This window comes from Cohnella thailandensis (assembly GCF_014212135.1).
GTDB classification, from domain to species: domain Bacteria; phylum Bacillota; class Bacilli; order Paenibacillales; family Paenibacillaceae; genus Cohnella; species Cohnella thailandensis.
Genome location: NZ_JACJVQ010000015.1, coordinates 40,918 through 65,548 on the forward strand (window position 1 = coordinate 40,918; position 24,631 = coordinate 65,548).

At 59.5% G+C, this 24,631-nt stretch carries 17 protein-coding genes; 16 read left to right on the forward strand and 1 reads right to left on the reverse strand.

The features are described from left to right. The first annotated feature begins 162 nt into the window (after positions 1-162). From H7B67_RS17300 to H7B67_RS31320, 10 genes are all read left to right on the forward strand, one after another. Entirely contained in the window at positions 163-1,155 is a 993-nt protein-coding gene (locus H7B67_RS17300; RefSeq protein WP_185121116.1) for a YhcN/YlaJ family sporulation lipoprotein, read from the forward strand. 155 nt (positions 1,156-1,310) lie between these two features. Further along, a complete protein-coding gene (locus H7B67_RS17305; protein WP_185121117.1) occupies positions 1,311-2,942 on the forward strand; it encodes a response regulator in 1,632 nt (543 codons plus the stop codon). 20 nt (positions 2,943-2,962) lie between these two features. Next, complete coding sequence (locus H7B67_RS17310; RefSeq protein ID WP_185121118.1) at positions 2,963-3,328, forward strand: response regulator transcription factor; 366 nt, start codon at positions 2,963-2,965, stop codon at positions 3,326-3,328. Beyond that, positions 3,321-6,173: an ATP-binding protein gene (locus tag H7B67_RS17315; protein WP_185121119.1), complete on the forward strand. Its 2,853-nt coding sequence runs from the start codon at positions 3,321-3,323 to the stop codon at positions 6,171-6,173. Before H7B67_RS17310 ends, H7B67_RS17315 begins: the two co-directional genes overlap by 8 nt. Positions 6,174-6,301: 128 nt before the next feature. Beyond that, the gene (locus tag H7B67_RS17320) at positions 6,302-7,738 is read left to right on the forward strand and encodes a spore germination protein (RefSeq protein WP_245363931.1); all 1,437 of its coding nucleotides are present in this window, start codon (positions 6,302-6,304) and stop codon (positions 7,736-7,738) included. A 22-nt stretch (positions 7,739-7,760) separates the two neighbouring features. Next, positions 7,761-8,858, forward strand: coding sequence for a GerAB/ArcD/ProY family transporter (locus H7B67_RS17325; RefSeq protein WP_185121121.1), 1,098 nt, complete (start codon positions 7,761-7,763; stop codon positions 8,856-8,858). Between the two features lie 2 nt (positions 8,859-8,860). Beyond that, positions 8,861-9,982, forward strand: a complete 1,122-nt coding sequence (locus H7B67_RS17330) for a Ger(x)C family spore germination protein (protein ID WP_185121122.1) — start codon at positions 8,861-8,863, stop codon at positions 9,980-9,982. Positions 9,983-10,121: 139 nt separating this feature from the next. Continuing rightward, positions 10,122-13,022, forward strand: a complete 2,901-nt coding sequence (locus H7B67_RS17335; protein WP_185121123.1) for a beta-mannosidase — start codon at positions 10,122-10,124, stop codon at positions 13,020-13,022. Then, complete coding sequence (locus H7B67_RS17340; protein WP_185121124.1) at positions 13,019-15,685, forward strand: family 78 glycoside hydrolase catalytic domain; 2,667 nt, start codon at positions 13,019-13,021, stop codon at positions 15,683-15,685. Before H7B67_RS17335 ends, H7B67_RS17340 begins: the two co-directional genes overlap by 4 nt. A gap of 144 nt (positions 15,686-15,829) precedes the next feature. Continuing rightward, positions 15,830-16,855, forward strand: a complete 1,026-nt coding sequence (locus tag H7B67_RS31320) for a Gfo/Idh/MocA family oxidoreductase (protein ID WP_185121125.1) — start codon at positions 15,830-15,832, stop codon at positions 16,853-16,855. Between the two features lie 136 nt (positions 16,856-16,991). Here the strand turns inward: H7B67_RS31320 and H7B67_RS17350 are convergent, their stop codons facing one another. Further along, positions 16,992-17,786 (reverse strand): DeoR/GlpR family DNA-binding transcription regulator, encoded by a 795-nt coding sequence (locus tag H7B67_RS17350; protein WP_185121126.1) that lies wholly within the window; start codon positions 17,784-17,786, stop codon positions 16,992-16,994. 193 nt (positions 17,787-17,979) lie between these two features. On the opposite strand from H7B67_RS17350, the gene H7B67_RS17355 reads away from it, so the two are divergent. The 6 genes from H7B67_RS17355 (at position 17,980) to H7B67_RS17380 (ending at position 24,619) form a co-directional block, all read left to right on the forward strand. Further along, positions 17,980-19,026: an alcohol dehydrogenase catalytic domain-containing protein gene (locus H7B67_RS17355; RefSeq protein WP_185121127.1), complete on the forward strand. Its 1,047-nt coding sequence runs from the start codon at positions 17,980-17,982 to the stop codon at positions 19,024-19,026. Between the two features lie 20 nt (positions 19,027-19,046). Next, complete coding sequence (locus H7B67_RS17360; protein ID WP_185121128.1) at positions 19,047-20,567, forward strand: xylulokinase; 1,521 nt, start codon at positions 19,047-19,049, stop codon at positions 20,565-20,567. A 606-nt stretch (positions 20,568-21,173) separates the two neighbouring features. Continuing rightward, a complete protein-coding gene (locus H7B67_RS17365) occupies positions 21,174-22,166 on the forward strand; it encodes a shikimate dehydrogenase family protein (RefSeq protein WP_185121129.1) in 993 nt (330 codons plus the stop codon). Positions 22,167-22,213: 47 nt separating this feature from the next. Then, on the forward strand, positions 22,214-22,807 hold the full coding sequence (locus H7B67_RS17370; RefSeq protein ID WP_245363933.1) for a glucose-6-phosphate isomerase family protein: 594 nt from the start codon (positions 22,214-22,216) through the stop codon (positions 22,805-22,807). A gap of 13 nt (positions 22,808-22,820) precedes the next feature. Further along, positions 22,821-23,774, forward strand: a complete 954-nt coding sequence (locus tag H7B67_RS17375) for a phosphoglycerate dehydrogenase (RefSeq protein WP_185121130.1) — start codon at positions 22,821-22,823, stop codon at positions 23,772-23,774. Beyond that, positions 23,771-24,619 (forward strand): sugar phosphate isomerase/epimerase family protein, encoded by an 849-nt coding sequence (locus H7B67_RS17380; RefSeq protein ID WP_185121131.1) that lies wholly within the window; start codon positions 23,771-23,773, stop codon positions 24,617-24,619. Before H7B67_RS17375 ends, H7B67_RS17380 begins: the two co-directional genes overlap by 4 nt. Positions 24,620-24,631: the final 12 nt, after the last annotated feature.

A 24,631-nucleotide genomic window follows, 5' to 3' on the forward strand; every position in this document is an offset into this window, starting at 1 on the left:
ACGCTCCTTATATAGTTAGATACTAGAACCAGGTACTAAAGTCATCTTACGAGCATTTATTGCTACTGTCAAGGATAGCATCTCCAAGCATAGGCCGACTTACGGGGGGCAACCTAATTCATGGCGCGACGGCGACCACTTTGCACGAAGGAGGAATCACTTTTGAGTAAAGGCTTGATCTTCTCGACGCTTGTTCTCTCCACCGCTCTTGTCGTAACGGGTTGCGGTACGAACGCGAAACAGGGCATGAATGCCAAGAACGTTCGGACGAATCAATACCGAATGAAGTTCGCGAATGACGGAGCCAAAGAGCATTACCGCACATATGGCACTCAGCATATGGACGGCAACGTGGTGGACGGCAATACGAAGGTGGAGATGAGTCAGGAGATCGCGGACAAGCTGGCCGCTTTGCCTGAGATCAAGTCGGCGCATGTCGCTCTGACGAACAGGAACGCTTATGTAGCCGTCGTCCAAGAAAACAATCGCACCGGCCAAGTCACGACCCGTTCCACGCGTACTCATTCCGTTACTCCGTACAATTCCCGCGGATTTGACTCGGTCGACCGCGGAGCGGGTCCGAACAACCCTCGTTCTTTCTCGGGCAGCCCGTCCGGCTATGGCTACAATGCGGGGAACGCCGTTCCTCGAACGGGAATGACCGGCATGACCGGCAATGGCCGTATTCGCGGCGGAGTAGGAACGATGAGCACGAATCGCGCCCCTGCGCCGTTCACCGCCACACCGACTCCGGGGACAACCGGAATGAATGGGACAGGGACCGCCGGAACCGGCTTGACTGGAACCGGGACGACCGGAACCGGTACGACAGGAACCGGTACGGGGTATACGAGCAGCGAGCTTTCGGATGCTCTGAAGAATCAAGTGGCCGACATCGTCAAAGGCATGAATCCGAACATCGATAATGTTTACGTCACCGCGAACGCGGATTTGTTCGGACGGCTGCAGAGCTACGCTAGCGACGTGCGTGCCGGACATCCGGTCAGAGGCTTCGTGGACGAGCTCAACGCCATGGTCTCGCGGATCTTCCCGCAGGCAGCAGGTCACGGCACCAGGCAGTTGACCCGAACCGCGCCTTCGTATTATTCACCGACCGGGGTTCCTTCGAACCGAGACGGCATGGCTACCCGCTAATCCAATGAACTTATTTTTCGGCTTTGAGCGATGCGCCATCGCTCAAGGCTTCTTTGCCTATCGGTGGCGATATAGGACAAAAGGGCGGATTGCGCGGGGTGATATACTTAAAAATAGGAAAATGATGCTTGGCATCCTAGTGCGGAGGAACGGCATTGCGCAAATATCAGGACACTCTCATTCATTCTTTACATAATCAGTTCCAGCTTTGGTTCGAGGAGCATGCGTCCGTCACGGCCGAAGAAATCGCCCTTTTCCTGCACTCGGTCAAAGGAACGGCCGGAACGATCGGGATGGCCGATGTCTCGGAGGTTGCCGCCCTGCTCATGGAAGACGCCCGGCTGAATGGCCCGGCGGAAGGGGAATGGACCCGGGACGAGCTTAGAGCTTTTTTATTCCCGCTTATGAGAATCAGCTACGAGTCCTCGCAGGAACGGGACGGTTCGGAGCCGCTCCTGCTGGCGAACGACTTCGACATTCCCATGGATCAGCCGCTGGTGCTGATTCTCGATGACGACGTCGCCATGCTTCGCTACTTGAAGGAAGAGCTGGAATCCCACGGATATTTCGTCATCGCGACGGTAAACCCGGATCATGCCATTCATTATTTTCACGATTTGATGCCGGATTGCTTTATCTTGGACCTTATGATTCCCCAGATCGACGGGTTCCAGGTCATGGAGACGTTAAGCGGGCGCATGAGAAACCGCTTCGTCCCCACGACCGTCATCAGCGTCGTCGACAACAAGGAGAACCGGCTGAGGGCGTTCCGCCTGGGAGCGGACGATTTCCTGAGCAAGCCGCTCGATATGGAGGAGCTGCTTGTCCGGTTGGAGAGGCAGCTGAAGCGCAAGGACCAGATCGACCGGCTGCTGTACGTGGACGACCTGACCGGCGCCTTCAACCGCAAGTCGTTCGCGGGCGCTTACCGCCGTTTATGCGTGGAAAAGCAGCGTTCGGGCACGAACTTCGCCATCGCGGTCGTCGATCTGGACCGGTTCAAAGCGGTGAACGACAGCTACGGGCACTCGACCGGAGATCGGGTTCTGTCGCGTTTCGCCGAATATGTTAGAGACCATACGCGAGCTTCGGACGATCTGTTTCGCTTCGGAGGAGAGGAGTTCGTTCTGCTTCTGCCTCATACCGGCTCCAGGGAAGCGGTCGTGCTTCTCGAACGCATTCTGGAGGAGTTCGGCAAGGTGGACTTCGGCACGGCGGAGCAGGCGCTGCGGGTGACGTTCTCCGCCGGCGTCGTCGAGGTGTCCGACGCGAACCCGGAGCGGTACGAGGAATGGCTCGAAGCCGCGGACCGCGCCTTGTACCGGGCGAAAGCGTTCGGCCGATGCCGCATCGAGACCGGTTCGCTCGAACAGGCGGCGTTCGAGAGGAGCAAGAGGCTGAACATCGCGATCGTCGACGACGACGTCATCATTCGGACCCTTCTTATGGAGCTGCTGAACATGACGCTCGACGTATCGATCTGCGCCGACATTCGGGTTTTCCGGGACGGGGAAAGCTTCCTTGCGGACGAAAGGCACGAGGAGCGTCATCCTTATCTCGTTATCCTGGACGGCATGATGCCGGACATCGACGGCTTGGAGGTGCTGGCGGAACTTCGCGCCAAAGCGGATTCCGACCGTTACTCCGTCATTATGCTGACCGGAAGAGCCGGCACGGACGACATCAATCGCGCGCTGGAGCTCGGAGCGGACGACTATTTAACGAAGCCGTTCCGGATTCAAGAACTGGATGCCCGAATCAAAAGACTGCTTAGAAGAATCCGGTGACCGGAAACGGAGGATAAGGAATGTTCAAATTGCTGCTCGCGGAAGACGAGCCCGCCCTTCGCATGCTCGTCAGCGATTCCCTGGAGGACGAAGGCTACGAGATCGATGCGGCCTGCGACGGGGAAGAAGCCATCGGGATGATCAAGCGCGGAAGCTACGATCTGCTTATTCTGGACTATATGATGCCCAAATTATCGGGGCTTGACGTTATCGTTCAAGCAAGAGCGCTGCCCGGAGGAGAACGCTTCAAGATCCTCATGCTTTCGGCCAAAAACCAGCTGACGGACCGGGAGAGAACGGCGGCGGCGGGAGCGGACGAATTCATGGCCAAACCCTTCAGCCCGATGGCGCTCGTGGACAAAGTAAAGGAGATGCTCCATGCATAGGTTCTGGAAAGCGCCCCAGCGCAGCATGCTGTGGCGCTTGTCTTTGCTGCAGCTAAGTTTTATGGTGATCTTTATTCTGGGAGTAGCCCTGATGAACGTGAACGAGCATCGGGCGCTTCGCAACTTCCAAAGCCAGGCGGACGAGCTTGCGCTCAAAGAGCGCATGGTCATTCAAATCACGCAGCATATCAACAATATTTTTGCAAGCTCGCGGGACTACATCGAGAACTCGAAACCGGACGACTTCAAGTACGATCGGATATACGACGAACAGGATAAGTACGAAGAAGCGGTCGAGCAGTATCGCAAGCTGGAGCTTAGGAGCGAGGAGAAGGAGTGGCTGGATTCGCTCGACGGGTTCTTCCATACGTTCTTCGATGAGCAGCTGCCGGAGGCGAGAGAACAAGCCCAGGAGAACGGCGGAGCACCGCCCGCTTTGAACGGCAGGTTGAATAGTCTCTCGAACGAGGTGCTCGATAACTCCTACAAAGTGATGGCGAGCAACCAAGCGGAACTGGAGAAAGCGCAGACGCGATTAAACGAGCGGCTGTCGGGACAGGCGACGAGATTCATGCTGTACGGCTTGGCGGCTCTTCCGCTTGTCGTCTTCCTGTATTATCGCATGGTCAGGGATCTGAGCATCCCGATCCGCAAGCTCTCCCGGAGCGCGAAGGCGTTCGCCGCGGGACGAATCGATCCGCCGCGATACTCTTGGCGGGAGGACGAGATCGGAGAGCTCGCCCGTTCCTTGGATTCGATGATGCATCAAATCCAGAGCAAAGAGGAGGAGCTTCTCGCCCAGAACGAGGAGCTTATCGCTCAGCAGGACGAGCTTCAGATGCAGCAGGAGGAGCTGACGACGGCGCTCGCGAGGATGGAAGCGAACGAGAGAATCCTGCAGCGCCGCAATTCTCTTGTCGAAGCGCTCTCCACCACCTTGGAGCGGCGGGAGCTGCTGGACAGCATCGTGTATAACCTCGTCATGCTTACCGAGACTGACAAGGGTCTGGTGATCATGCTGGACGGTAGCCGGGATTATTCGTCCTTCGGTTTATCCGACGCGGCCATCTCCCAATTGATCGAATCCCGGGACAACGGAATTCTCGCGAGAATTTTTGCTTGCAAAAAGCCCTATACGATCAAGCGCCAAGCCTATGGTTCCGAGAAAGGATATGTAACGGAAGAGATCGAAGCCAGCGACATGTACGTTCCCGTTCTCGGAGCGGACGGCAAGCCGTTGGCTTTGATCGGCCTTACCAGCGTAGGCCGCCGGTTTACCCCAAGCGACGAGGAAGAAATCGTCTCCTTCGCCTTGCAGGCGTCCCTCTCCCTGGAGAAGCTGAAGATGTACGAGAACGCGGAGAGCCAGCGCAGGCTGACTCAAGACATGCTCGATACGATTCAAGAAGGCATTCAACTGCTGGATGCGTCCGGAACGACGATTCAGGTAAATCGCAAATGGTACGAGATGATGGGGCTCCCCGAGAAGGAGGAGCTTGAGCTCGACCTGAAGGCTTTCGGTCGTATCGTCATGCCGCTCGTGGACGAGCCGGAGAAGCTCCTGGATTTTATCTCCGCGATCGTGGAAGGAGAAAGGGAGATGGGGGCCGAGCTTGTCTACCGGATGACGGGCCCCGAGCCCAGGTTCATTCGGATGTATTACGAGCCTCTCATGGAGAACAAGGTGCAGCTCGGCTACCTTCTCGTTCATCGGGACATCACGAAGGAGCATGAAGCCGACCAGTTGAAATCCGAATTCGTGAGCACGGTAAGCCATGAGCTGCGGACGCCTCTGGCCAGCATCCTCGGATTTGCCGAGCTGCTGCTCTACAAGCAGCTGACCGAGGAACGGCAGCGCAAATACGTCACAACCATCCATCAGGAAGCGAATCGGTTAACGTCTCTGATCAACGACTTCTTGGATTTGCAGCGGATGGAATCCGGCCGTACGACCCTGCATCCGAAGGAGCTTGAGATCGCGAAGCTCGTCCGGAATGCCATGGAGATTCATGCCGTGCAAGCGAAGGGCCATCGGTTCTCTTTTACGGACGAATCGGAGGGCGCCATCGCCAAGGTGGACGAGGACAAGATCAATCAGGCTCTGACGAACGTGCTTGGCAACGCGGTCAAGTATTCTCCCGAAGGCGGCGATATCCTAATCGTCTGTTCGCTCCGGGAGAACCGAATCCAAGTCAGCGTCGAGGATCGCGGCCTCGGCATCCCGAAGGAATCGCTTCCGAAGCTGTTCGAGAAATTTTATCGGGTCGATAACGGAGATCGGAGGAAGATCGGAGGAACCGGACTCGGCCTCTCCATCGTCAAAGAGATCATGACGCTGCACGAGGGCGAAATCGAGGTCTCCTCCGAATATGGCCAAGGAACGACCGTCACCTTGTCGTTCCCGCGCATGGTCGAGAGGACGGAGGCAGACCGGGGGACTCTTGATTCCGAGGAGTCGGCCAATGGCGAGGGCCACGCAACGATTCTGCTCGTGGAGGATGACGCGAGCATGGCCGAGCTGCTCGCCGGGGAGCTGAGGGAGAACGGGTACCGGGTGATCGCCTGCGACAGCGGAGAGGCGGCGCTGGCAAGGATGATCGAGCGGCTGCCGGACGCGGTCGTGCTGGATCTTCTGCTGAGCAAAGGCATGTCGGGTTTGGATTTCTTGGAGCGAATAAGGGCGGATGAACGGCTGTCCGGCGTTTCGGTTCTCGTCTCCTCCGCTTTCGAGGAGGAGGAGCGAGCCCGGCAGCTCGGGGCCAAGGGCTATCTGGTCAAGCCTTATTATCCCAGCCAGCTCGTCGAAGCTCTGGGCGGGCTTCTGTCCGGGAAGAATAAGGTCTGAACGGAGACCCACTAAATAGCTTTGATAATCAACGAATGGTAAGTTCGCGTGATTAACGCGCGCGTATGGCCCGGCGGCATCTAGGGAAGGATGACCATATCTTCATTATTCTTCCTGAGGTGAACGACATGGGCGACAGCGCGCAGCTAGACAAGGAGCTAACGGCAAAGCCGACGATCGCAACTATCGAGGCGCAGTTCAAGGACTGCGCCGATTTCGTTAAGCGGGAATTCGCGAACGGAATGAGCGTCTTCTATATGGTGCCGCTCACCGGCAACAACAATCTCCACCGGGACATTGTCCAGCCGTTCGCGGACGCGAGCCGGGAAGAAGCGGCAGGCATTCTAGGCCGTGCCCCTTATCATCGAGTTGCCGAGACAGGCGATTGCGTTGACGGCATCCTGACCGGCAGCGCGGCTATCTTCCTGGAGGATTATGTTTGGCTTGTGGATCTGAGCGAGCAGCTCGGCCGCAGCATCGAGCAGTCCGAGACGGAGACGGTCATCGCCGGCCCGCACGACGGCTTCGTCGAGAATCTGTTCCAGAACGTCGCCGTCTTGCGCATGAGGGTGCGCAGCTCCAAGTTAAAGACCGTCCTTCTGTCGGTCGGCGAGATCTCCAAAACGCAAGTCATGATCATGTATATCGACGGAGTCGTTAACCGAGAGATCGTCGACAATCTGATTAACCGAATAAAAAGCATCGAGATCGACGCGGTCGGCGAAGGCAACATGCTCGTGCAGCTGATCGACGAGAACCCGAATTCCGTCTTCCCGCAATTCATGACGACCGAGCGTCCGGACGCGGCCGCTTCCAAGCTGACAGGGGGCAAAATCATCGGCATCGTCGACGGAAGCCCGTCCGTCTTCAGCTGTCCGACGGCCTTCTTCGATTTCTTCGCGTCCCCGGACGATTATTACCAAAGGTGGCTGCTTGGCACCGCGCTCCGTCTGCTCCGGATCATCGGTTTCGTCATTACGATCGGCTTCACCGCTTTCTACGTGTCGGTGACTACTTTTCATTACGAGATGATTCCTCATACGATGCTCCTGAATTTGACGGAATCGCGCAGCAAAGTGCCTTTTCCCCCTCTTTACGAAGCTCTTCTCATGGAGACGACGATCGAGCTTCTTCGGGAAGCGGGAGCGCGTTTGCCGACGAAGATCGGACAAACGATCGGCATCGTCGGCGGTATCGTTATCGGCCAAGCGGCCGTGCAAGCCGGCTTCACGAGCAACATCCTGATCATCGCGGTCGCCACGTCGGCCATCGCTTCTTTCGTCATTCCCAGCTATATCATGAGCGCTTCCTTGCGCCTGATCAGGTTCGGCTTGATTATCCTGGCCGGCCTGCTTGGCAATCTGGGCTTGTTCCTCGGAATCACGCTGATGATCATTCATCTGTCCGGAATAACCAATCTCGGAGCTTCGTATTTAACCCCGGTCGCCCCGGTCAACTTCAGGGATATGCTGGATACGTTCGTTCGCGGCCCCTTCTGGGCCCTGACCCGTCGTCCCACCATCTCCAGAACTCCTAACAGCGTCCGGGTCAAGAAACGGATATAGCGGCGGTGAGAACATGCAAGGGATGACCAAAGAGAAGATCAACTCGTTCCATCTCGCGCTGTTCGTTTACATGTGCGAGCTCGACGGGACCGTCTTCAGCCTCGCTCGCACCATCGCCGAGAATGTCGGGACGAACGGCTGGGTCGCTATCCTGTTGCTTTCCCCTATAGCCTTAATAAACATTTTCCTCTATCATATTCTCTTCCGCGCGGGGGAAGGCCGTTCGGCATTCGAGCTGCTGGAGGGGACTTTCCCCAAGTGGATACTTTCCCCATTCTACATAATCTTAGCTGCATACTGGGCATGGCTGGGGGCGATCATCGGCAAACACTTCCTGCTCATCTACCAAACGTTCGCCTTTCAAACGACAAGCCCGACGATGTTGTTAGCGCTCTATTGTTTGATCGTCTATACTCTGTTGATCAAAGACATCTACAGCATCCTTAAAGCCGTCACCGTATTTTTTATTTTGACCTGCTCCCTGAACATGCTGATTCCTTATTTTTTCAGAGAATGGAAACTTGTCCGTTTAACCTCCTCTTTCTTTCAAGGAGCGGAGAACGGACATACCTTTCATGGTTGGTTCGAGGTGTACCTCGCGTTTGTGGGTTTCGAGGTGCTTCTGTTCTTGTTCCCTCAGATGGACAAGAAGGGAGTCGCCTTGCGAGGGGCGTACTACGGTCACTTAATGATCACCGTCATCTATATTATCTCGGTGATCATCGCGTTCGGTTTTTTCAGCTTCAAGGAAATACAGAGCTTGCAATATCCGTTGATCAATACGCTGGAATATATCGAACTTCCGTTTCTTAACCGAGTGGAAAATCTGATCTTCACGGTTTTCTTATTCGCGAATCTGGTCTCTACAATAGGTTACTGTTATGCGAGTAAAGTGACCCTGCAACGGATCGTTACCAAGGCGCCGGACAAGCTCTTCGCTATCCTAATTATCGCGGGAGTCTTCGTCTTCGGATGTTTCCTGCAGATTCTTCGCGATACCGAACAGTGGCTGGATATGGGCTTAATGACGGAAGCCCTGCTTTCATTCGCCATGCCGCTTGTCCTGATTCCGGTCGCCTTGCATCAGAAGAACAGCAGGAAGAAGAAAGAGAGAGGATAAGGATGACTCTTCGGAAGCTCTCGCTTGTCATTCTGGCACTCGCGCTGCCGCTGATCGGTTGCTCGGATCAAAGAATCATCGAGAAGCTGGGGTTCATTCGGACGACGGCCTATGAGCTTGCCGGCGACGGCGAAGAAAACCAGGGGAAAATCAAGGTCACCGTAAGCATTCCGAAGACGACCCAGAAGGAGGCGGTCCAATATTCGGCCGTCGCGAAGACGGCTAGGGAAGCGCGAATCGTATTCGACCGGCAGAACGACCGTCGACTCGTGAACGGCCAGATGCGGCAGGCTTTATTCGGAGCGAGCCTGGCGCGGGAGGGAGTATGGACGCACATCGACTCCTTGATGCGCGACCCGTCCGTCGGCAACCGGGTTCACTTTCTTGTCGTCGAGGGCTCGGCGGAAGAGCTACTGAAGAGGAAGTACCCACAAGGCGGTACGGCGGGAGAATATATCGACAATCTGATCCGGGTCGAAACGGGAGCCATGAACATGCCGGATACGACCCTTTACTCGTTTGCCCGGGACTATTACGACGACGGCATCGACCCCATCGCCGCCATCATCCGGGGGCAGCCTGAAAGCATTATTTTCGACGGCATCGCCTTGTTCGAGAGAGACCGGATGACGGGCAAGGTGGAACCCGACGACTTGCCTTACTTCGGAATTCTGTACGGCAAAGTCAAATCCGGCGATCTGTTCGTCGATTTCACAGGAGACGACTATTCCTCCGACGTGGCATCGATGCTTTACTTCTCCAGCCGTCGCAAAATCAAGGTTCGCTCGTTGCCTTCTCTCTCCCGAGGGACAGGCCCGAAGGTGACGGTGAAGGTATCGCTGAGCGGCTCGCTTCTGGAGTACGTCGGGACCGTGGAAGTAAGCAAGCGGGCGGAACAAGCTAAACTGGAGAAGGAGATCGCGAAATTCGTCAAGCTGAGGTGCGAAAGACTAATCCGTCGCATGCAGGACGCCCGCGCCGACGCGATCGGAATCGGCCAATACGTCCGCAACTCCATGCGTTACTCCGACTGGGAGAAGCTGGACTGGGCGGAGACGTTCTCCAAGGCGGAAATCGACGTGGAGGTGGGGGTTCGGATCCGCAACTTCGGCAAGCGGCAGTAGCCGGGAAGCCGTCGAATCTGCATTAACCACAATGGAATAACAATAAAACAACAATAAGCAATAAAATATGATTGACTATAACAATGAAACAATCGATAATATTTTATGTCAATGGATTCCTAGGCAAAGGGGTATCACGATGGATGACATAACGTATTATCGCCCTATAGTTGGAAAGCGCTATCTTGACGAGCTGCAAGACGAAGCGTTTCGCCGATCCGCTCTTTATGGAGATTCGCTGACGGAAGCGGCGATCCGTCTTCCCGTTCGCGAGGCTCTTGCCCTGCCTTCCGATATTCCCGTCATCGATTGGAAGCGCGAAGAGCTGAGCTTGTCCGGAACATGGAGAATGAGAGAATGCGAACCGGCGGATCCGGGCCATCCGGCCCCGGCTACCGGGTGGTTCGGAAGAAAGGCTAAGGACAGTCCGGGTCTAATCGAAGGCTGGCATAAGCCCGGCTTCGACCGCGGCGAATGGCGCGAAGTAACGGTTCCCTCTACGGTTCAGAAGGCGTTGACGATGCTCGGGGAACTGGCGGATCCGCATTGGAACGCCAACATGCTGGATGAGCTGGAGGAGTTTGGCGAGCCGAAGGAGACGCCGCTGTGGTTCCGGCGCACTCGCGCCGAACGAATGGACTGGTGGTTCGCCCGGACGTTCGAGGTGCCGGACGGCTGGCGGGGGAGAAGGCTTACGCTGCGGTTCGACGGGCTCGATTATTCGGGGACGGTATACTTGAACGGACAATCGCTCGGCCACCATAAGGGGATGTTCGGCGGCCCGTACCTGGACGTGACGAATTCGCTTCGCTTCGGCGAGCCGAACGAGCTTGTCGTTCGAATCGATCAGGCGCCGCAGTCGTGGAACGGCCTGTTGAAGGGAAGCCCGAGCTTCGGCTGGCATTACGGTCACCTTATCTCCTTGGGAATCTGGAAAGACGTATGGCTGAGGGCGGAGCCGGACCTCTCGCTGTCCGATGCGTACGTCGTCACGCGGTCGATCGCGGACGGCGAAGCGAAGCTTCTCGTGGAATATGGGCTTGAGAGCCGCCTCCCTGCCTTCGCGAAGGCTGTCGTTCATGGCGAAATTCGCCTGGAAGGAAGCGAAGAAGCCGAGCCGGCGCTGCGTTTCCGCAACGAGGTCGAGCTCGCGAGCGGAACGAACAAGTTCCGCACCGATATCGGGCTGCCGGATCCGGAGCTGTGGTGGCCGATCGGATACGGCGATCCGGCTCTGTACCGATTGTCGCTTCAAGTGAGCTTAGAGCCGGGCAGGCCGATCGATGGCGAATCCGTCGTCTTCGGCGTGCGTACGCTGGAGATGGCTCCTCATCCCGGCGCGGCCGAAGAGACCGAGTACCGCTGGCAATTTATCGTCAACGGAATACCGATGTTCGTCAAGGGAGCCAATTGGTGCTGGCCGGACCCGATGCTGGAGCGGGAGGAAGCCAAATACGAACGGTTGCTGGAGCTTGCCCGCAGGGCCAACGTGCAGATGCTGCGCGCCTGGGGAGGAGGAATCGTCGAGGATGACGTCTTCTATCGGCTGTGCGACGAGAAAGGCATCATGGTGTATCAGGAATTCCCGCTCTGCTGGGGCCCTATGGACGCGCCGTTTACCGATCTCGGCGTTATCGACCGCCAAGTGACGCTCTCGGTCAAGCGGCTTCGCTCGCACCCGTCGCTCGTCATGTGGGGCGGAGGCAACGAGAACGGCCCGCACGGCGGCGCGGATGAAGGACTGTTTCTCGTCGGAAGGCGCTGCCGCCAGCTTGATCCGTCGCGGCCGTTCCACCGGACCGATCCTTGGGGCGGAAGCGCGCACAACTGGAACGTTTACCATGGCGGGGAGCCGTTGGACGCGGCCACGCTGGCCATGCCCTCGGTCTTCTACGGAGAATTCGGCATCCCGAGCTCGGTCAACCTCTCGAGCTGCGCCCGTTACTTGCCGACGGAAGATTTGTCCTCGTGGCCGCCGACGGAAGAGAGCCGCGGATGGTTGGCGCATTCCCACCAATTCAGCCTTAAGGATGTCATCAAGGTGATGAGGTACGGCGCCTATGGTCCTATCCGAAGCCTGGAAGATTACATTCTCTATTCACAGACCGCCCAAGGAGATTCGATTCGCTTCACCGCGGATAGGCAGCGATCCCAAGCGGGAGTGGGAGCGACGGGGTTCTGGTATTACAAATTCACCGACCTCTTCCCGGGGCATTCCTGGGCCGTCGTCGATTTCTACGGGACGCCGAAGCTGAGCTATTACCGGGCGATGCAGGCGTGCCGTCCGCAAGCCGCATTCGCGACGGCGGCGAAGCTGAACGGCTGGCTGGAGGGAGAGACGTTCGAGGCGGAGCTATATGCCGCGAACGATACGCGCGAAACTCTGGGCAACGTCTCCGTGACCGCCGTTATGTACGGCAGCAAATTGAACGTGCTCTGGTCGAAGCGCTATGCCGGGCTGGAGCTTAAGGCGAACGAGACGCGAGGGATGGGCAAGATTGCGTTCCCGCTGCCGTCCGCCGCGGAGATTTCCCCGTTCCTGCTCGCGGTCGAGCTGCGAAGCACCGACGGAACGCCGTTATCCGACCAATGGTACTGGTTCAACGCGCAGCCCAAGAACGAGGAGCTGCTCGACTTCGAGAAGAACCACGTCCATAACGGGAACGAATATCCGGGCGAAGAAGCGAAGAAGGCGTTCGGGCTGTATGGAAGCCTGGGCGATGCCCCCATGCGACGCCTGCCGGAAACCCGGTTGGAGTGGTCGGTCGAGCGCGAAGGCGACGAAGGCGCGATTATCGTCCGCAATGCCGGGGACGTGCCGGCCGTGAGGGTGACGGTCGAAGGCTTCCCGGACGACTGGGATTGTTATTTGGCGGACAATGATTTCGGCCTGCGCCCGAACGAAGCGCGGCGAATCCCCTTTCTGGCGCGAAGCGGGGATTCGCTCGGGGAACTGACGGTCGGCGCATGGAATGCTCCGGCTTCGGGCGGGGGCGGCCCTCGCATCGATGGCGAACAAGCGGGAGGTCGACCGAGATGACGGAAGCCTTTAACGCCAGACCGGATTTCGGCCTCGAGCATGCCCGCTGGATAACGAGGCCCGTTGCCTCTCATCGGGAATGGGAGCGAATCGCCGTGGAAGCCGATGTCGTCATCGAGTCGGGCGGCGCCGCTTTGCTGTTCGGCGTTCGGGACGAGAGAAATTATTACGGCATCGAGCTGATCGCGGAGCAAGACGCCGCCATCCTTGTCGAGGTGGAGGACGGCGTTCGCCGCGAGCTTGCCCGAGCCGAGGCGGCGGCAATGGCCGCTTCCCCCGTCGCCGTCTCCATTCGAATCGAGCGAGGCGGGGAGTATTGCTCGCTCCATCTAAACGGGAGAAAGGCGTTGACCGTTCCGGCGCCTTCCTTGAAGCCGGGAACGATCGGCTTTCGGACCGGTTCGGGCCAGACGGCCGTTATCCGGAAGCTTCGCGTATTCGATGAGGACGGCCGCGCCCTGTATGTCAACCGGTTCTACGATCCTTCCGCGGTCCAATTCAGCGCCGGGAACGTCGACTCTTCCGGCAGCGGGCTTCGGCTCGGCGAGAACACCTTTTCCTTATGCGAATCGCCGGTACCCGTCGACAGCCCTCTCTTTCGCAAGAGCTTCGAGTTGGAAGGAGAAGTCGTACGAGCCATCGCGAGCGTTTATGCCCTCGGTTGGTACGAGCTGCGCCTGAACGGCCACAAAGCCGATGCGCGCGTTCTCGCTCCGGCCAATTCTCCGTACGAACGGCGCCTCCTCTACGACACATATGACGTGACGAGCGCGGTCAGGCAAGGCGGGAACGCGATCGGCCTGTGGCTGGGCAACGGCTACAACCTCAACTATTCCCGTTGGGGCTGGAAATGGAAGAGGGACAAAGCCGTAATCGCGTCGCTCGAAATCCGGTTCGCGGACGGCCGCGCGGAGCGGATCGTCACGGATGAGACGTGGCGGACATCGGACAGCGCGCTGCTGCTTAACGATATCTACGACGGAGAGACTTACGACGCCCGCAGGGAGCCGATCGGCTGGGACACGTTCGGTTTCGAAGCGGAGAGCTGGAGGCAGGCGAGCTTGGCGCAGCCTCCGGAAGGCCGGCTGGAGCCGAATTCGCAGCCTGGCGTCTTCGCCTGGGAGCCGTTGGCGCCCGTTCGAGTCCTGCATCCGCGCGAAGGCGCTGCCGTTTACGACTTCGGCCAGAATATCGCCGGTTGGGCGAGGATAGAGACCGTCGGCTCGGCGGGCAGCCGAGTCGAGCTTCGATACAGCGAGCTGATCGACGAGGCGGGGAACATCGACCCCTGGACGAACCGCAACGCCGCCGCGACCGACGTTTACGTTCTGTCCGGCTCCGGAACCGAGAGCTACGAGCCGCGTTTTACGTACCACGGATTCCGGTATGTCGAGGTTACCGGAGACGCGGAACTGCTCGACGTTCAGGCGGTGCCCATTCATGCGGACGTACGGGAGACGGGCCGGTTCTCTTGCTCGGACGAACGGTTGACGCGCCTGCAGAGCAATATCCGCTGGTCTTTCCTGAACAACCTCGTCAGCATTCCGACCGATTGCTGCCAGCGCGACGAACGCACTCCTTGTCTGATGGATTCGGCGGTCGTCGAGGAGGCCGCCATTCATAACTTCGACATGCGGCTTTATTACCGGAAGTGGCTGGGCGACATCGACGACAGCCTGACGAATCCGGACTGGAGCGGGGACAAAGTGACGCTTCCATGGCACTTATATTGGTATTACGGCGATGTCGAAGCGCTCGAGCGGCATTACGGGGCCATGAGCTCCTATATCGATCATCTGGCGGAGAAGTGGCCGGAAGGCATCGCGGAGGAGGGCTTCGGGGATTGGTGCCCGCCGAACGAGGACGGGTGGGAGAATTACTTCGGCGAGGTAGCTATCGTCAACACTTCTCTTTATTATCATCAGGCTTCCGTCGTGTCCAAGGCGGCGGGGGCGCTTGGTCGGCGCGAGGACGAAGCCAAGTACGCCCGGCACGCCGAAAGCGTAAGGCAGGCGTTTCTCAAGCGCTTCTACCAAGGCGAGGGAGTGTTCGGGAGCGGCTCGCAGACCGCGCAGCTGATGCCTCTGGCCTACGGCATGGCGCCGGACTCCGAGAAGGAAGCGGCCGCTGCCCGATTGGCCGCGGTTATCGAGGCCAAAGGCGGCCATCTGGACACGGGAATCTACGGGACCCGTTATCTGATGGATGTACTGGCGGATCATGGCCGCATCGACCTCGCCTATGCGATCCTGAAGAAGGATGAGTATCCCGGCTTCGGCTGGCAAATCGCGCAAGGAGCTACCACGCTATGGGAACAGTGGAGCTTCAAGGGAGGAATGCATTCGCACGACCACGCGATGTTCGGAGGCATCGGCGCGTCCTTTTATACTCGGCTTGGCGGCATTCGGCCGCTTGCTCCCGGCTACGAGAGGATCGAGATCCGTCCGTGTCCGCCGGTCGGGCTCGAATGGGCGGAGGCTCGAATCGATACCGTCCGGGGGACGATCGTCTCGGCGTGGCGCCGCGAAGGCGGGAGGCTGATTTTGGACGTCGAGATTCCGGAAGGCGTCTCGGCGGTCGTTCATCTGCCGTTCGGAACGGCGGCCTCTCCGGATCCGATTGGGCATGGGGTCGAAGTCGGGGCGGGCCGCTACCGATTCTAGGAAGATAAACCGTCAGGGCAATCGCCTTGGCGGTTCTTTGTTTGCAAAACCATAAATTCAAAAAACCGATTGACGCAACACTATTCAATAAAATATGATAATAAACGATAATATATAAAATCATTCGTTAAAGGTGGGAGCAGAGTGGCACCCGACATCATCAACGTTTGCGTCATAGGCGCGGGACGGGCGGGCCTGATTCACGCGGCCAACTTCCGCAAGAGCGTGCCTTACGCGAGATTAGCGGCGTTCGCCGATCCGAACCGGGAGGCGGCCGAGCAGGCGGCGCGGTCGCTGGAGGTCGAGAAGGTGTATGCCGACTACCGCGATGCGCTGGCGGACGAGACGATTCACGCCGTTGTCGTCGTGACGCCGACCGCGTACCATCGCGATATCGTCGTCGATGCGGCGGCGGCGGGCAAGCATGTGCTATGCGAGAAGCCGATGGCAATGAACGAGGCGGAGTGCGCGGAGATGATCGAGGCTTGCGAGCGGGGCGGCGTGAAGCTGCAGCTCGCGTTCATGCGCCGCTTCGACGAGAGCTTCCGGGACGCGAAGCGGCAGATCGAGGACGGAGCGATCGGAGACGTCGTCCTGGTCAAGTCGCTGACCCGCGGGCCGAGCACGCCGATGCCGTGGATGTACGACATCCGCAAGAGCAACGGACCGCTGGCCGAGGTGAACAGCCACGACATCGACACGCTGCGCTGGTTCGCCGGCTCGGAGATCGCGGAAGTGCACGCCGTAGGAGGGAACTTCCGCTGTCCGGACATTCGAGGCCAGTATCCGGACTTCTACGACACGGTCGCGATGACCGCCAAGTTCGCGGACGGCAAGCTCGGCAGCATAGATGGGGCAATGGGCGTCCAGTATGGCTACGACAGCCGCGTGGAGATTCTCGGCACCGAGGGCGTCATCTATCTGGGACAGACGCACGAGAGAACGATCGTGACCGCGCGAAGGGACAAAACGCTTCATCGCCCGTACATGAACAGCTGGAGGTCGCTCTTCAAGGATGCTTACCTGGCGGAGGACACCGACTTTATCGCCTGCATCCGCGAGGATCGTCCGCCCGCGGTGACGGGGCATGACGGAAGGATGGCCGTCCGCATCGTGGAGGCCGGCAACGTTTCGCTTGCGCGAGGCGAGCTTGTGAGGCTGGCGGACTGATGCCGCGAATCGTCGTCGTTTGCCGGGGCGCGGATTACGATTAAGCCGAAAATAAAAAACCGGTAGGCCCACAGGGCCAACCGGTTCCAACGCTTTTGCAGGAGCTTGTCCGCACTCGTCCGAACTTGCTCGCCGATTATCTTGCGATTTTTACGTCCACGCCAAGCTCGTTAAGTTCGTTGCGGTCGAGCTCGCCGATGCCCGCGTCCGTGACGAACGTGTGGATCTCCCCGGCGGGAACGAACTGGAGGAACGAGCTCTTGCCGATCTTGCTGCTGTCGCATAGAACGATGACTTGCGTGGCGACTTTAACCATGATCTTCTTGATCTCGGCCTGGTTGATATCCGGCGTCGTGCAGCCCTTCTGCACGCTGAACGCGTTCGATCCGAGGAACGCCTTGTCGACGTTCAGCTCCGACAGCAGATTGTTCGCGAAGGGGCCGACCGTGCAATGCAGGTTCTTGCGCAGCGTGCCGCCGAGGATGATCACGTTGATGCCGTCGAATTGCTGAAGGCACATCGCGATGTTCAGATCGTTGACGATGGCGGTCACGTTCCGCTTGTCGCGGAGCAGCTTCGCCATCTCCAGCGTCGTCGTGCCGGCGTCCAGGATGACGATGTCGCCGTCCTCCACCATCTCGGCCGCCGCCTGCGCGATGAGCCGCTTCTCCGCCAAGCGGCTGACGTTCTTCGCGGACGTGTCCGGCTCGAAGCCGACCTTGGAGAAGCCGCTCGGGATGGCGCCGCCGTGCGTGCGCTTGATGAGCCCGGCCGCCTCCAGGTCGCGCAGGTCGCCGCGGATCGTCGCGGGGGACACCTTGAAGTGATCGATCAGGTCGGGGACGAGCACCTTCTTCCGCTCGTTGACCAGCTCGACGATCTGCGCCCTCCTCTCCTCGGCGAATAGCACTTCGGTAGTTTTGTCGCTCATGGTAACGCTCCATTTTCATATGAGATGAATTTGATATCTCTAAGTATATCATTTGTTATTGTTTTCTAACAATCGGTTTCATCCTTGCTTCTTCGCGATAATTGTGCATTGACATTCGGCCGTCCTGCGCCTATGATTCAAATATAATAACAAATAACAATAAAAGATATTAAACAATGGTGGGATGACAACGATGATGATTGCGGCTCAAATGCACGGGATCCGCGACGTACGCGTCGCGGAGGTTCCGAAGCCCGCCATAAAGGCGGGGGAGATTCTTCTTAAGGTCAAGCGGGCCGGCATCTGCGGAACGGATCTTCGCATGATCGCGAACGGCTTCGCCGGCATCGGTCCGGAATCGCCGCGCACGCTCGGCCACGAGATCGCCGGGGTCATCGACGAAGTCGGAAGCGAGGTCCAAGGGTATGCCGCGGGGGACCGGGTCGCCGTCGCTCCCAATATCGGCTGCGGCATCTGCGACGAGTGCGTGAAGGGAGATTACCACTTATGCCCGGATTATCGGGCTCTGGGCGTGCAGCTCGACGGAGGTTTCGCGGAGTACGCGGTCGTTCCCGAGCAAGCGGTCCGCTTCGGCAACGTCGCCAAGCTTCCGGACCACGTCACCTTCGACCAGGCGGCGCTGGCCGAACCGCTTTCCTGCGTTTACAACGGTCTGCTGGTCTGTCCGGTCTCGCTCGGCGACGACGTGCTGGTCATCGGGGCCGGGACGATCGGCATCATGTACGCGCAGATGGCGAAGCGGGCGGGGGCGGGGCGCGTTTTCCTCGCCAACCGTTCGGCCGGCCGGCTCGAGCTGGCGAAGCGGATCGACGAGTCGTTCATCGCCCTTGCGGCGGACGGACTGAAGGAACGGATCCTGGAGCTCACCGGGGGGCGGGGCGTCGACGTGTGCGTCACGGCCAATCCCTCCCCCGAAGCGCAACAGCTTGCGGTCGAGGTCGCGGCGATGAACGGGCGAATCAACTTTTTCGGCGGGTTGCCCAAGAACGCGGTCCCGGTCGGGATCGACACGAACCGGATTCATTACAAGCAGATCCTTGCAACCGGTTCCACCAAGGCGAACAACCATCATTTTCGCAAGACTCTGCAATTTATCGCCAGCGGTCTGATCGATGCCGACAAGCTCGTGTCGAACCGGTTCCCGATCTCCGAATTCGGGCAGGCGGTCGAAGCCGCGTCGCGTTCGGTAGGCATCAAGACTCTAATTACTTTCGATTGAGGGAGCGGGTGACATCCGTTATGCCATATCTCGTTACGGCCGATATCGGCACGCAAGGCACGAAGGCGGCGATCGTCGGCGCAAACGGCGAGATCGCGGGAACGGCGTTTCGGCCGTCCCGGCTGATCCGGGGGGCGCGGGGCAGCGTCGAGCAGGACCCGGAGGAGATGTTCCGCTCCGTCGTCGAAGGGATTCGCGAAGCGCTGGAAGCGTCCGGCGTCTCCGGAGGCGAGGTGGCGGCGATCGGATTGGACGGCCAGATGGCCGGCATCCTCGGCATCGACCGGGAAGGGAACGCCGTTACCCCTTACGACTCCTGGCTGGACACCCGCTGCGAGTCCGCGATGCCCGAGATTCGGGCCTGGGGGGAAAAGGAAGTCATCCGTCTCACGGGAGCCCCCGTTACGTATGCGCACGGCCCTAAGAAGCTGTGGTGGAGGAGCGAGCGTCCGGACGTCTACCGGAGAATCGCCAAGTTCGTCGTGCCGAGCGCTTTCGCCGCCGGACGGCTGGCCGGCCTCTCCGCGGACGAGGCGTTCGTCGACTACACGCACCTGCACTTCACCGGCTTCGCCGACGCGAAAGGCAATCGCTGGTCGCCCGAGCTGATCCGGGCGTTCGGCCTGGACGCCGACAAGCTGCCCAGGATCGTGAACCCTTGGGACGTCGTCGGCTATCTGACGCCCGAATATGCCGCGCTGACCGGCCTAGCCGCCGGAACACCCATCGTCGCGGGCTGCGGCGATACGGCGGCGGCATCCCTGGGAGGCGGACTCGTTCGCCCGGGCCAATTGCTGGACATCGCCGGCACGGCATCCGTGCTCGCTTGCGGCGTAGACCGTTATAGTCCGGACGTCGAGACGAAGACGCTGATCTTCGCCCGTTCCGTCATCCCTGGGCTGTGGGCTCCACTCGCTTACATCAACGGCGGAGGAGAATGCCTTTCCTGGTACCGCAAGCTTATCGGCCCGGACGAAGCCGGGGCTCCAAGCTTCGACGAGTTGAACCGGATGGCGGAGAGCGTCCCTCCGGGAAGCGACGGGCTGCTGTTCGTGCCGCACTTCGGCGGCAGCGTCTGCCCGAACGACGCGGACCTGCGCGGCGCCTGGCTCGGCCTCAACTGGTCGCACGGCAAAGCCGCGATGTACCGCTCGATCCTCGAATCGATCGCCTACGAGTACCGTTCGTATCTCGACATTCTGGAGCGCTTGTCCGGCTCGATTCCTTACCACGAGGTCAACGCGGCGGGTGGGGGAGCGAAGAGCGGCCTGTTCAACCGGATCAAGGCGGACGTGCTCGGCATTCCGGTGCGGACGCTGAAGAGCGTCGACACGACGATCTCCGGCAGCGCCGTTATCGCCGGGTACGGCGTGGGGCTGTTCGACGACCTGGCGAAGACGGCCGAATCGTTCCTCGCGTTCGGCGACGTCCACGAGCCGACGCCCGAAGGCCGCGAGAGCTACGCCGCCCCGGCGCGGCGCTACCGGCAGGCGGTCGAGGGGCTGTCGGCATTGTACGGGCGGTTGAAGGGTGAGGATTAAGAGAGTAACCAGACTGCGTACAAGAGGCTAGTGCGCCTCAAGTTAGCTGAAGAGAGTAACCAAACTACTCACATGAGGCTAGTGTGCCTCAAGCTGGCTTAAGAGAGTAACCAAACTACGCACATGAGGCAGGTACGCTTCGAGTTGGCTTAAGAGAGTAATCAGACTGCGCACATGAGGCAGGTACGCTTCGAGTTGGCTTAAGAGAGTAATCAGACTGCGCACATGAGGCAAGTACGCATCAAGTTGGTATAAGAGAGTAACCAGACTGCGCACATGAGACAAGAACGCTTCGAGTTGGCTTAAGAGAGGAACCAAACTACGCACGTGAGGCTTCTTTCCCTACCGACAGACTTCCCAATGGTCGCTCCACCTCGGCTAACGGACACCAGCGACGCTTAGACGCCGAAAAATTGCATTCCGGAATTCTAACGGACATCCAGTCCGTTACGAGGCCGAAAAAGCCTCCCAAAAGCGATTTCTCCCTTCTAAGAGTCTTCTATGTCCGTTAGAAATTCATAACGGTCGTTCAGCGGCTCTAACGGACTGGATGTCCGTTAAGGCGCCGAAAGGCCGCCTACTTACGACTAGAAAGGATCGACTGCCATGCCATACGAACCGAACGACCGGCCGACCTTCTACTTCATCGGCGTGACGACGGGCTCCTCGTCCATCATGAAGCTCTTCCCGCTCTGGGCGGAAGCGCTGGGCCTTACGGACGCCCGCATCAAGGGAATGGACCTGCCGATCCACGCGTCGCCGGAGCTTTACCGCGAAGCCGTCGGCTTCCTCAAGAACGATCCGAATTCGCTCGGAGCCCTCGTGACGACGCACAAAATCGATCTTTTCCATGCGGCACGCGACCTGTTCGACGAACTCGACCCCTACGCGCTTCAGTTCGAGGAGCTCTCCTCGATCTCCAAGCAAGACGGACGCCTGCTCGGGGCGGCCAAGGACCCGATCTCCAGCGGTCTGGCGATGGAGGCGTTTATCCCGCAGAACCATTGGGCGCGCGGCGGCGACGTCTTCCTCATGGGAGCGGGAGGCAGCGCGCTGGCGATCAGCTCGTACCTGACTAGGCCGGAGCATGGGGACAACATTCCGTCCCGAATCGTGATCAGCAACCGCAGCCAGGCCCGGCTCGATTCCGCGAAGGAGCTGCTCGGCCGCCTCGAGACGAAGACGCGCTTCGAGTACCGCCTCTGCCCCGAGCCGCGCGACAACGACGCCGTGCTCGCCGGGCTGCCGGAGCATTCGCTCGTCGTCAACGCCACGGGACTCGGCAAGGACCGCCCGGGCTCTCCTCTGACGGACGCAGCGGTTTTCCCGGCAGGCAGCCTCGTCTGGGAGCTGAACTATCGCGGCGATCTGCTGTTCCTTCGCCAAGCCGAAGCGCAGCGCGAAGAACGCGGCCTCCGCGTCGAAGACGGCTGGATCTACTTCCTGCACGGCTGGACGCAGGTGATCCAGGACGTGTTCCAAATTCACATCGACAAGCCGACGTTCCGGCGGCTCGAGCAAATCGCGCTGGAGCTGCAACGGCAAGGTCAGCAACAGCAAGGTCAGGAACGGCAAGGTCAGCAGCAGCAAGGCCGATAGCCGCAAAATCAAAAGCCGCAAGATCAAAAGCCGAAGGAGGAAGCCCGATGAGCTCGACGATCCCGAATTCCGCACTGCCGATGAATCCATTTTCCGTCTACTTCAGTCTTAATAACGGCCTATCCGATACGAAGCCGTCCCTCAAGCGCTTCTTAAGCCAGATGAAAGGAATGTACGCCGACGACGCGGCGACCGCCGCTCTGCTGGAAGAAGGCAACCCGCTTCTCTACGAGTTCCACGAGCTGGGCGTGACGGAGACCGACGGCAACCTCGCCTTCGGAACGAGCATCGTCTATCCGGGCAAGGTGGGCGAGGAGTATTACATGACCAAGGGGCATTTTCACACCATTATCGATACGGCGGAGGTGTACTACTGTATCGGCGGCCGCGGCCTCATGCTGATGGAGAATCCCGAGGGAGAATGGGACGCGCAGGAGTTCACCCCCGGCAAGGCGGTCTACGTGCCCGGCCGTTACGCGCACCGCAGCATCAATACCGGAACCGAGCCGCTGATCACGTTCTACGTGTTCCGGGCCGACGCGGGGCACGACTACGGCAGCATCGAGACGAAGGGGTTCCGCAAAATCGTTGTCGAAAAGGATGGCAAGCCGGTCATCCTCGACAATCCGAAATGGGCGTAAGGAGGGACTCGCGATGGGCTTGAACGTGCTGGTGACGCCTCGCTCCTTCGCCGCGCACAGCTCCGAGCCGCTCGATCTGCTCTCGGACGGAGGGCTCACGGTGCTGCGCAATCCCCACGGCCGCATCATGGCCAAGGAGGAGATGATCGCGCATATCGCGGAGGCGGACGCCGTCATCGTCGGCGTCGATCCGCTCGACCGGGAGGTGCTGGAGAAGGCGCCGCGCCTTAAGGTTATTGCCAAATACGGCGTGGGCACCGACAATATCGATATGCGCTTCGCTCAGGAGCGCGGAATCAAGGTGACGACGACGGCGGGCGCGAACACCGAAGCGGTGGCGGACTACGCGTTCGCCCTCATGCTGGCGGCCGCGCGGCGAGTGCTGCCGATCGATAAGGCGTGCCGGGAAGGCGACTGGACGAAGCGAACCGCCGTCGACGTGAACGGCCGCACGCTCGGGCTGATCGGGCTCGGCCAGATCGGCAAGGCGGTCGTGCGCCGGGCGCAAGGCTTCGGCATGCGTGTTCTCGCTTACGACGCGGTGCGCGACGAGGCTTTTGCAAGCGCTGCCGGGGTGCGATATGCGGAGTCCGTCGACGACCTGTTAAGGGAAGCGGACTTCGTCAGCCTGCACGTCCCGCTCACGGAAGAGACTCGCCACATGATAGGGGAGCGGGAGCTTCGCCTCATGAAGCCGACCGCCGTCCTGATCAACACGGCGCGGGGCGGCCTCGTGGAGGAGAATGCTCTCTGCGAAGCGCTAAAGAACGGCACCATCTGGGGAGCCGGCATCGACGTTTTCGAGAAGGAGCCCCCGGACAACCCGGAGCTTCTCTCGCTGGACCGGCTCGTCATCGGCTCGCACTGCGCCGCTTCGACGGTGCAGGCCGTCGACAAGATGGGGGTCATGGCCTCGAAGCAAGTCCTGAATCATCTACAACAGCTGAACGGGGTGGAGACCGAATGAAGCTTGGCATTCATGCATACGCGTGGTGCTCCCAATGGAGCAACGGCACGCTCGACCTGATCGACCGGGTGAAGAGGCTCGAGCTCGACTTTATCGAGATTCCGCTCATGACGCTGGATACGTTCGACGCCGTAGCGGTGAAGAAGCGTCTAGAGGATGCGGGGCTGGACGCTGTCACGTCGACAGTTCTGCTGCGCGGAACGGACATCGCGAGCCCGGATCCGGCCATTCGCGCCAAGGGCATCGAATACTTGAAGGACTGCGCGCGGGCGACGGCGGCGATCGGCAAAACGAACCTCTCCGGCGTCGTCTACTCGGAGCACGTCAAGAACGCGAAAGCGCGCCCTACGGAGCAAGAATGGGATTGGGCGGCGGAAGGCCTTCGAGAAGCGGCAGTCTATGCCCGCGAGCTCGGCGTGCAGATCGGCCTGGAGCCGGTCAACCGCTACGAGTCGAACCTGATCAACACGTGCGAGCAGGCGCTCAAGCTGAAGAACCTGGTCGGAGAGCCGAATATCAAGATCCACCTCGACACGTACCACATGAACATCGAGGAAAAAAGCTTCTACGAAGCGACGAAGGCGGCCGGAAGCGACCTGATCCATTATCACATCTGCGAGAACGACCGGGGCATTCCGGGAACGGGGCTCGTGGATTGGGACTCGATTTTCCGGGCTCTCTCGGAGCTCAACTATACCGGATACGCGGCGCTCGAATCGTTCGTCGACGTCACCGACAACATGAACACCTGGGTATGGCGGCAGCTCGCCCCGAGCGGGGACGTTCTGGTCGCCGAGGGAGTGCGTTTCATTCGCGGCAAAATGGCCGAGTACGGCTTGGCATAGGAGGAGAGAGCA

Excerpts from the sequence above, each read along its gene's own strand:
- H7B67_RS17370 (WP_245363933.1), top strand. The coding sequence starts at position 22,214 with ATGAGCTCGACGATCCCGAATTCCGCACTGCCGATGAATCCATTTTCC.
- H7B67_RS17380 (WP_185121131.1), top strand. The coding sequence starts at position 23,771 with ATGAAGCTTGGCATTCATGCATACGCGTGGTGCTCCCAATGGAGCAAC.
- H7B67_RS17350 (WP_185121126.1), bottom strand. The coding sequence starts at position 17,786 with ATGAGCGACAAAACTACCGAAGTGCTATTCGCCGAGGAGAGGAGGGCG.
- H7B67_RS17365 (WP_185121129.1), top strand. The coding sequence starts at position 21,174 with ATGCCATACGAACCGAACGACCGGCCGACCTTCTACTTCATCGGCGTG.
- H7B67_RS17355 (WP_185121127.1), top strand. The coding sequence starts at position 17,980 with ATGATGATTGCGGCTCAAATGCACGGGATCCGCGACGTACGCGTCGCG.
- H7B67_RS17330 (WP_185121122.1), top strand. The coding sequence starts at position 8,861 with ATGACTCTTCGGAAGCTCTCGCTTGTCATTCTGGCACTCGCGCTGCCG.
- H7B67_RS17360 (WP_185121128.1), top strand. The coding sequence starts at position 19,047 with ATGCCATATCTCGTTACGGCCGATATCGGCACGCAAGGCACGAAGGCG.
- H7B67_RS17340 (WP_185121124.1), top strand. The coding sequence starts at position 13,019 with ATGACGGAAGCCTTTAACGCCAGACCGGATTTCGGCCTCGAGCATGCC.
- H7B67_RS17310 (WP_185121118.1), top strand. The coding sequence starts at position 2,963 with ATGTTCAAATTGCTGCTCGCGGAAGACGAGCCCGCCCTTCGCATGCTC.
- H7B67_RS17325 (WP_185121121.1), top strand. The coding sequence starts at position 7,761 with ATGACCAAAGAGAAGATCAACTCGTTCCATCTCGCGCTGTTCGTTTAC.
- H7B67_RS17315 (WP_185121119.1), top strand. The coding sequence starts at position 3,321 with ATGCATAGGTTCTGGAAAGCGCCCCAGCGCAGCATGCTGTGGCGCTTG.
- H7B67_RS17335 (WP_185121123.1), top strand. The coding sequence starts at position 10,122 with ATGGATGACATAACGTATTATCGCCCTATAGTTGGAAAGCGCTATCTT.
- H7B67_RS17375 (WP_185121130.1), top strand. The coding sequence starts at position 22,821 with ATGGGCTTGAACGTGCTGGTGACGCCTCGCTCCTTCGCCGCGCACAGC.
- H7B67_RS17320 (WP_245363931.1), top strand. The coding sequence starts at position 6,302 with ATGGGCGACAGCGCGCAGCTAGACAAGGAGCTAACGGCAAAGCCGACG.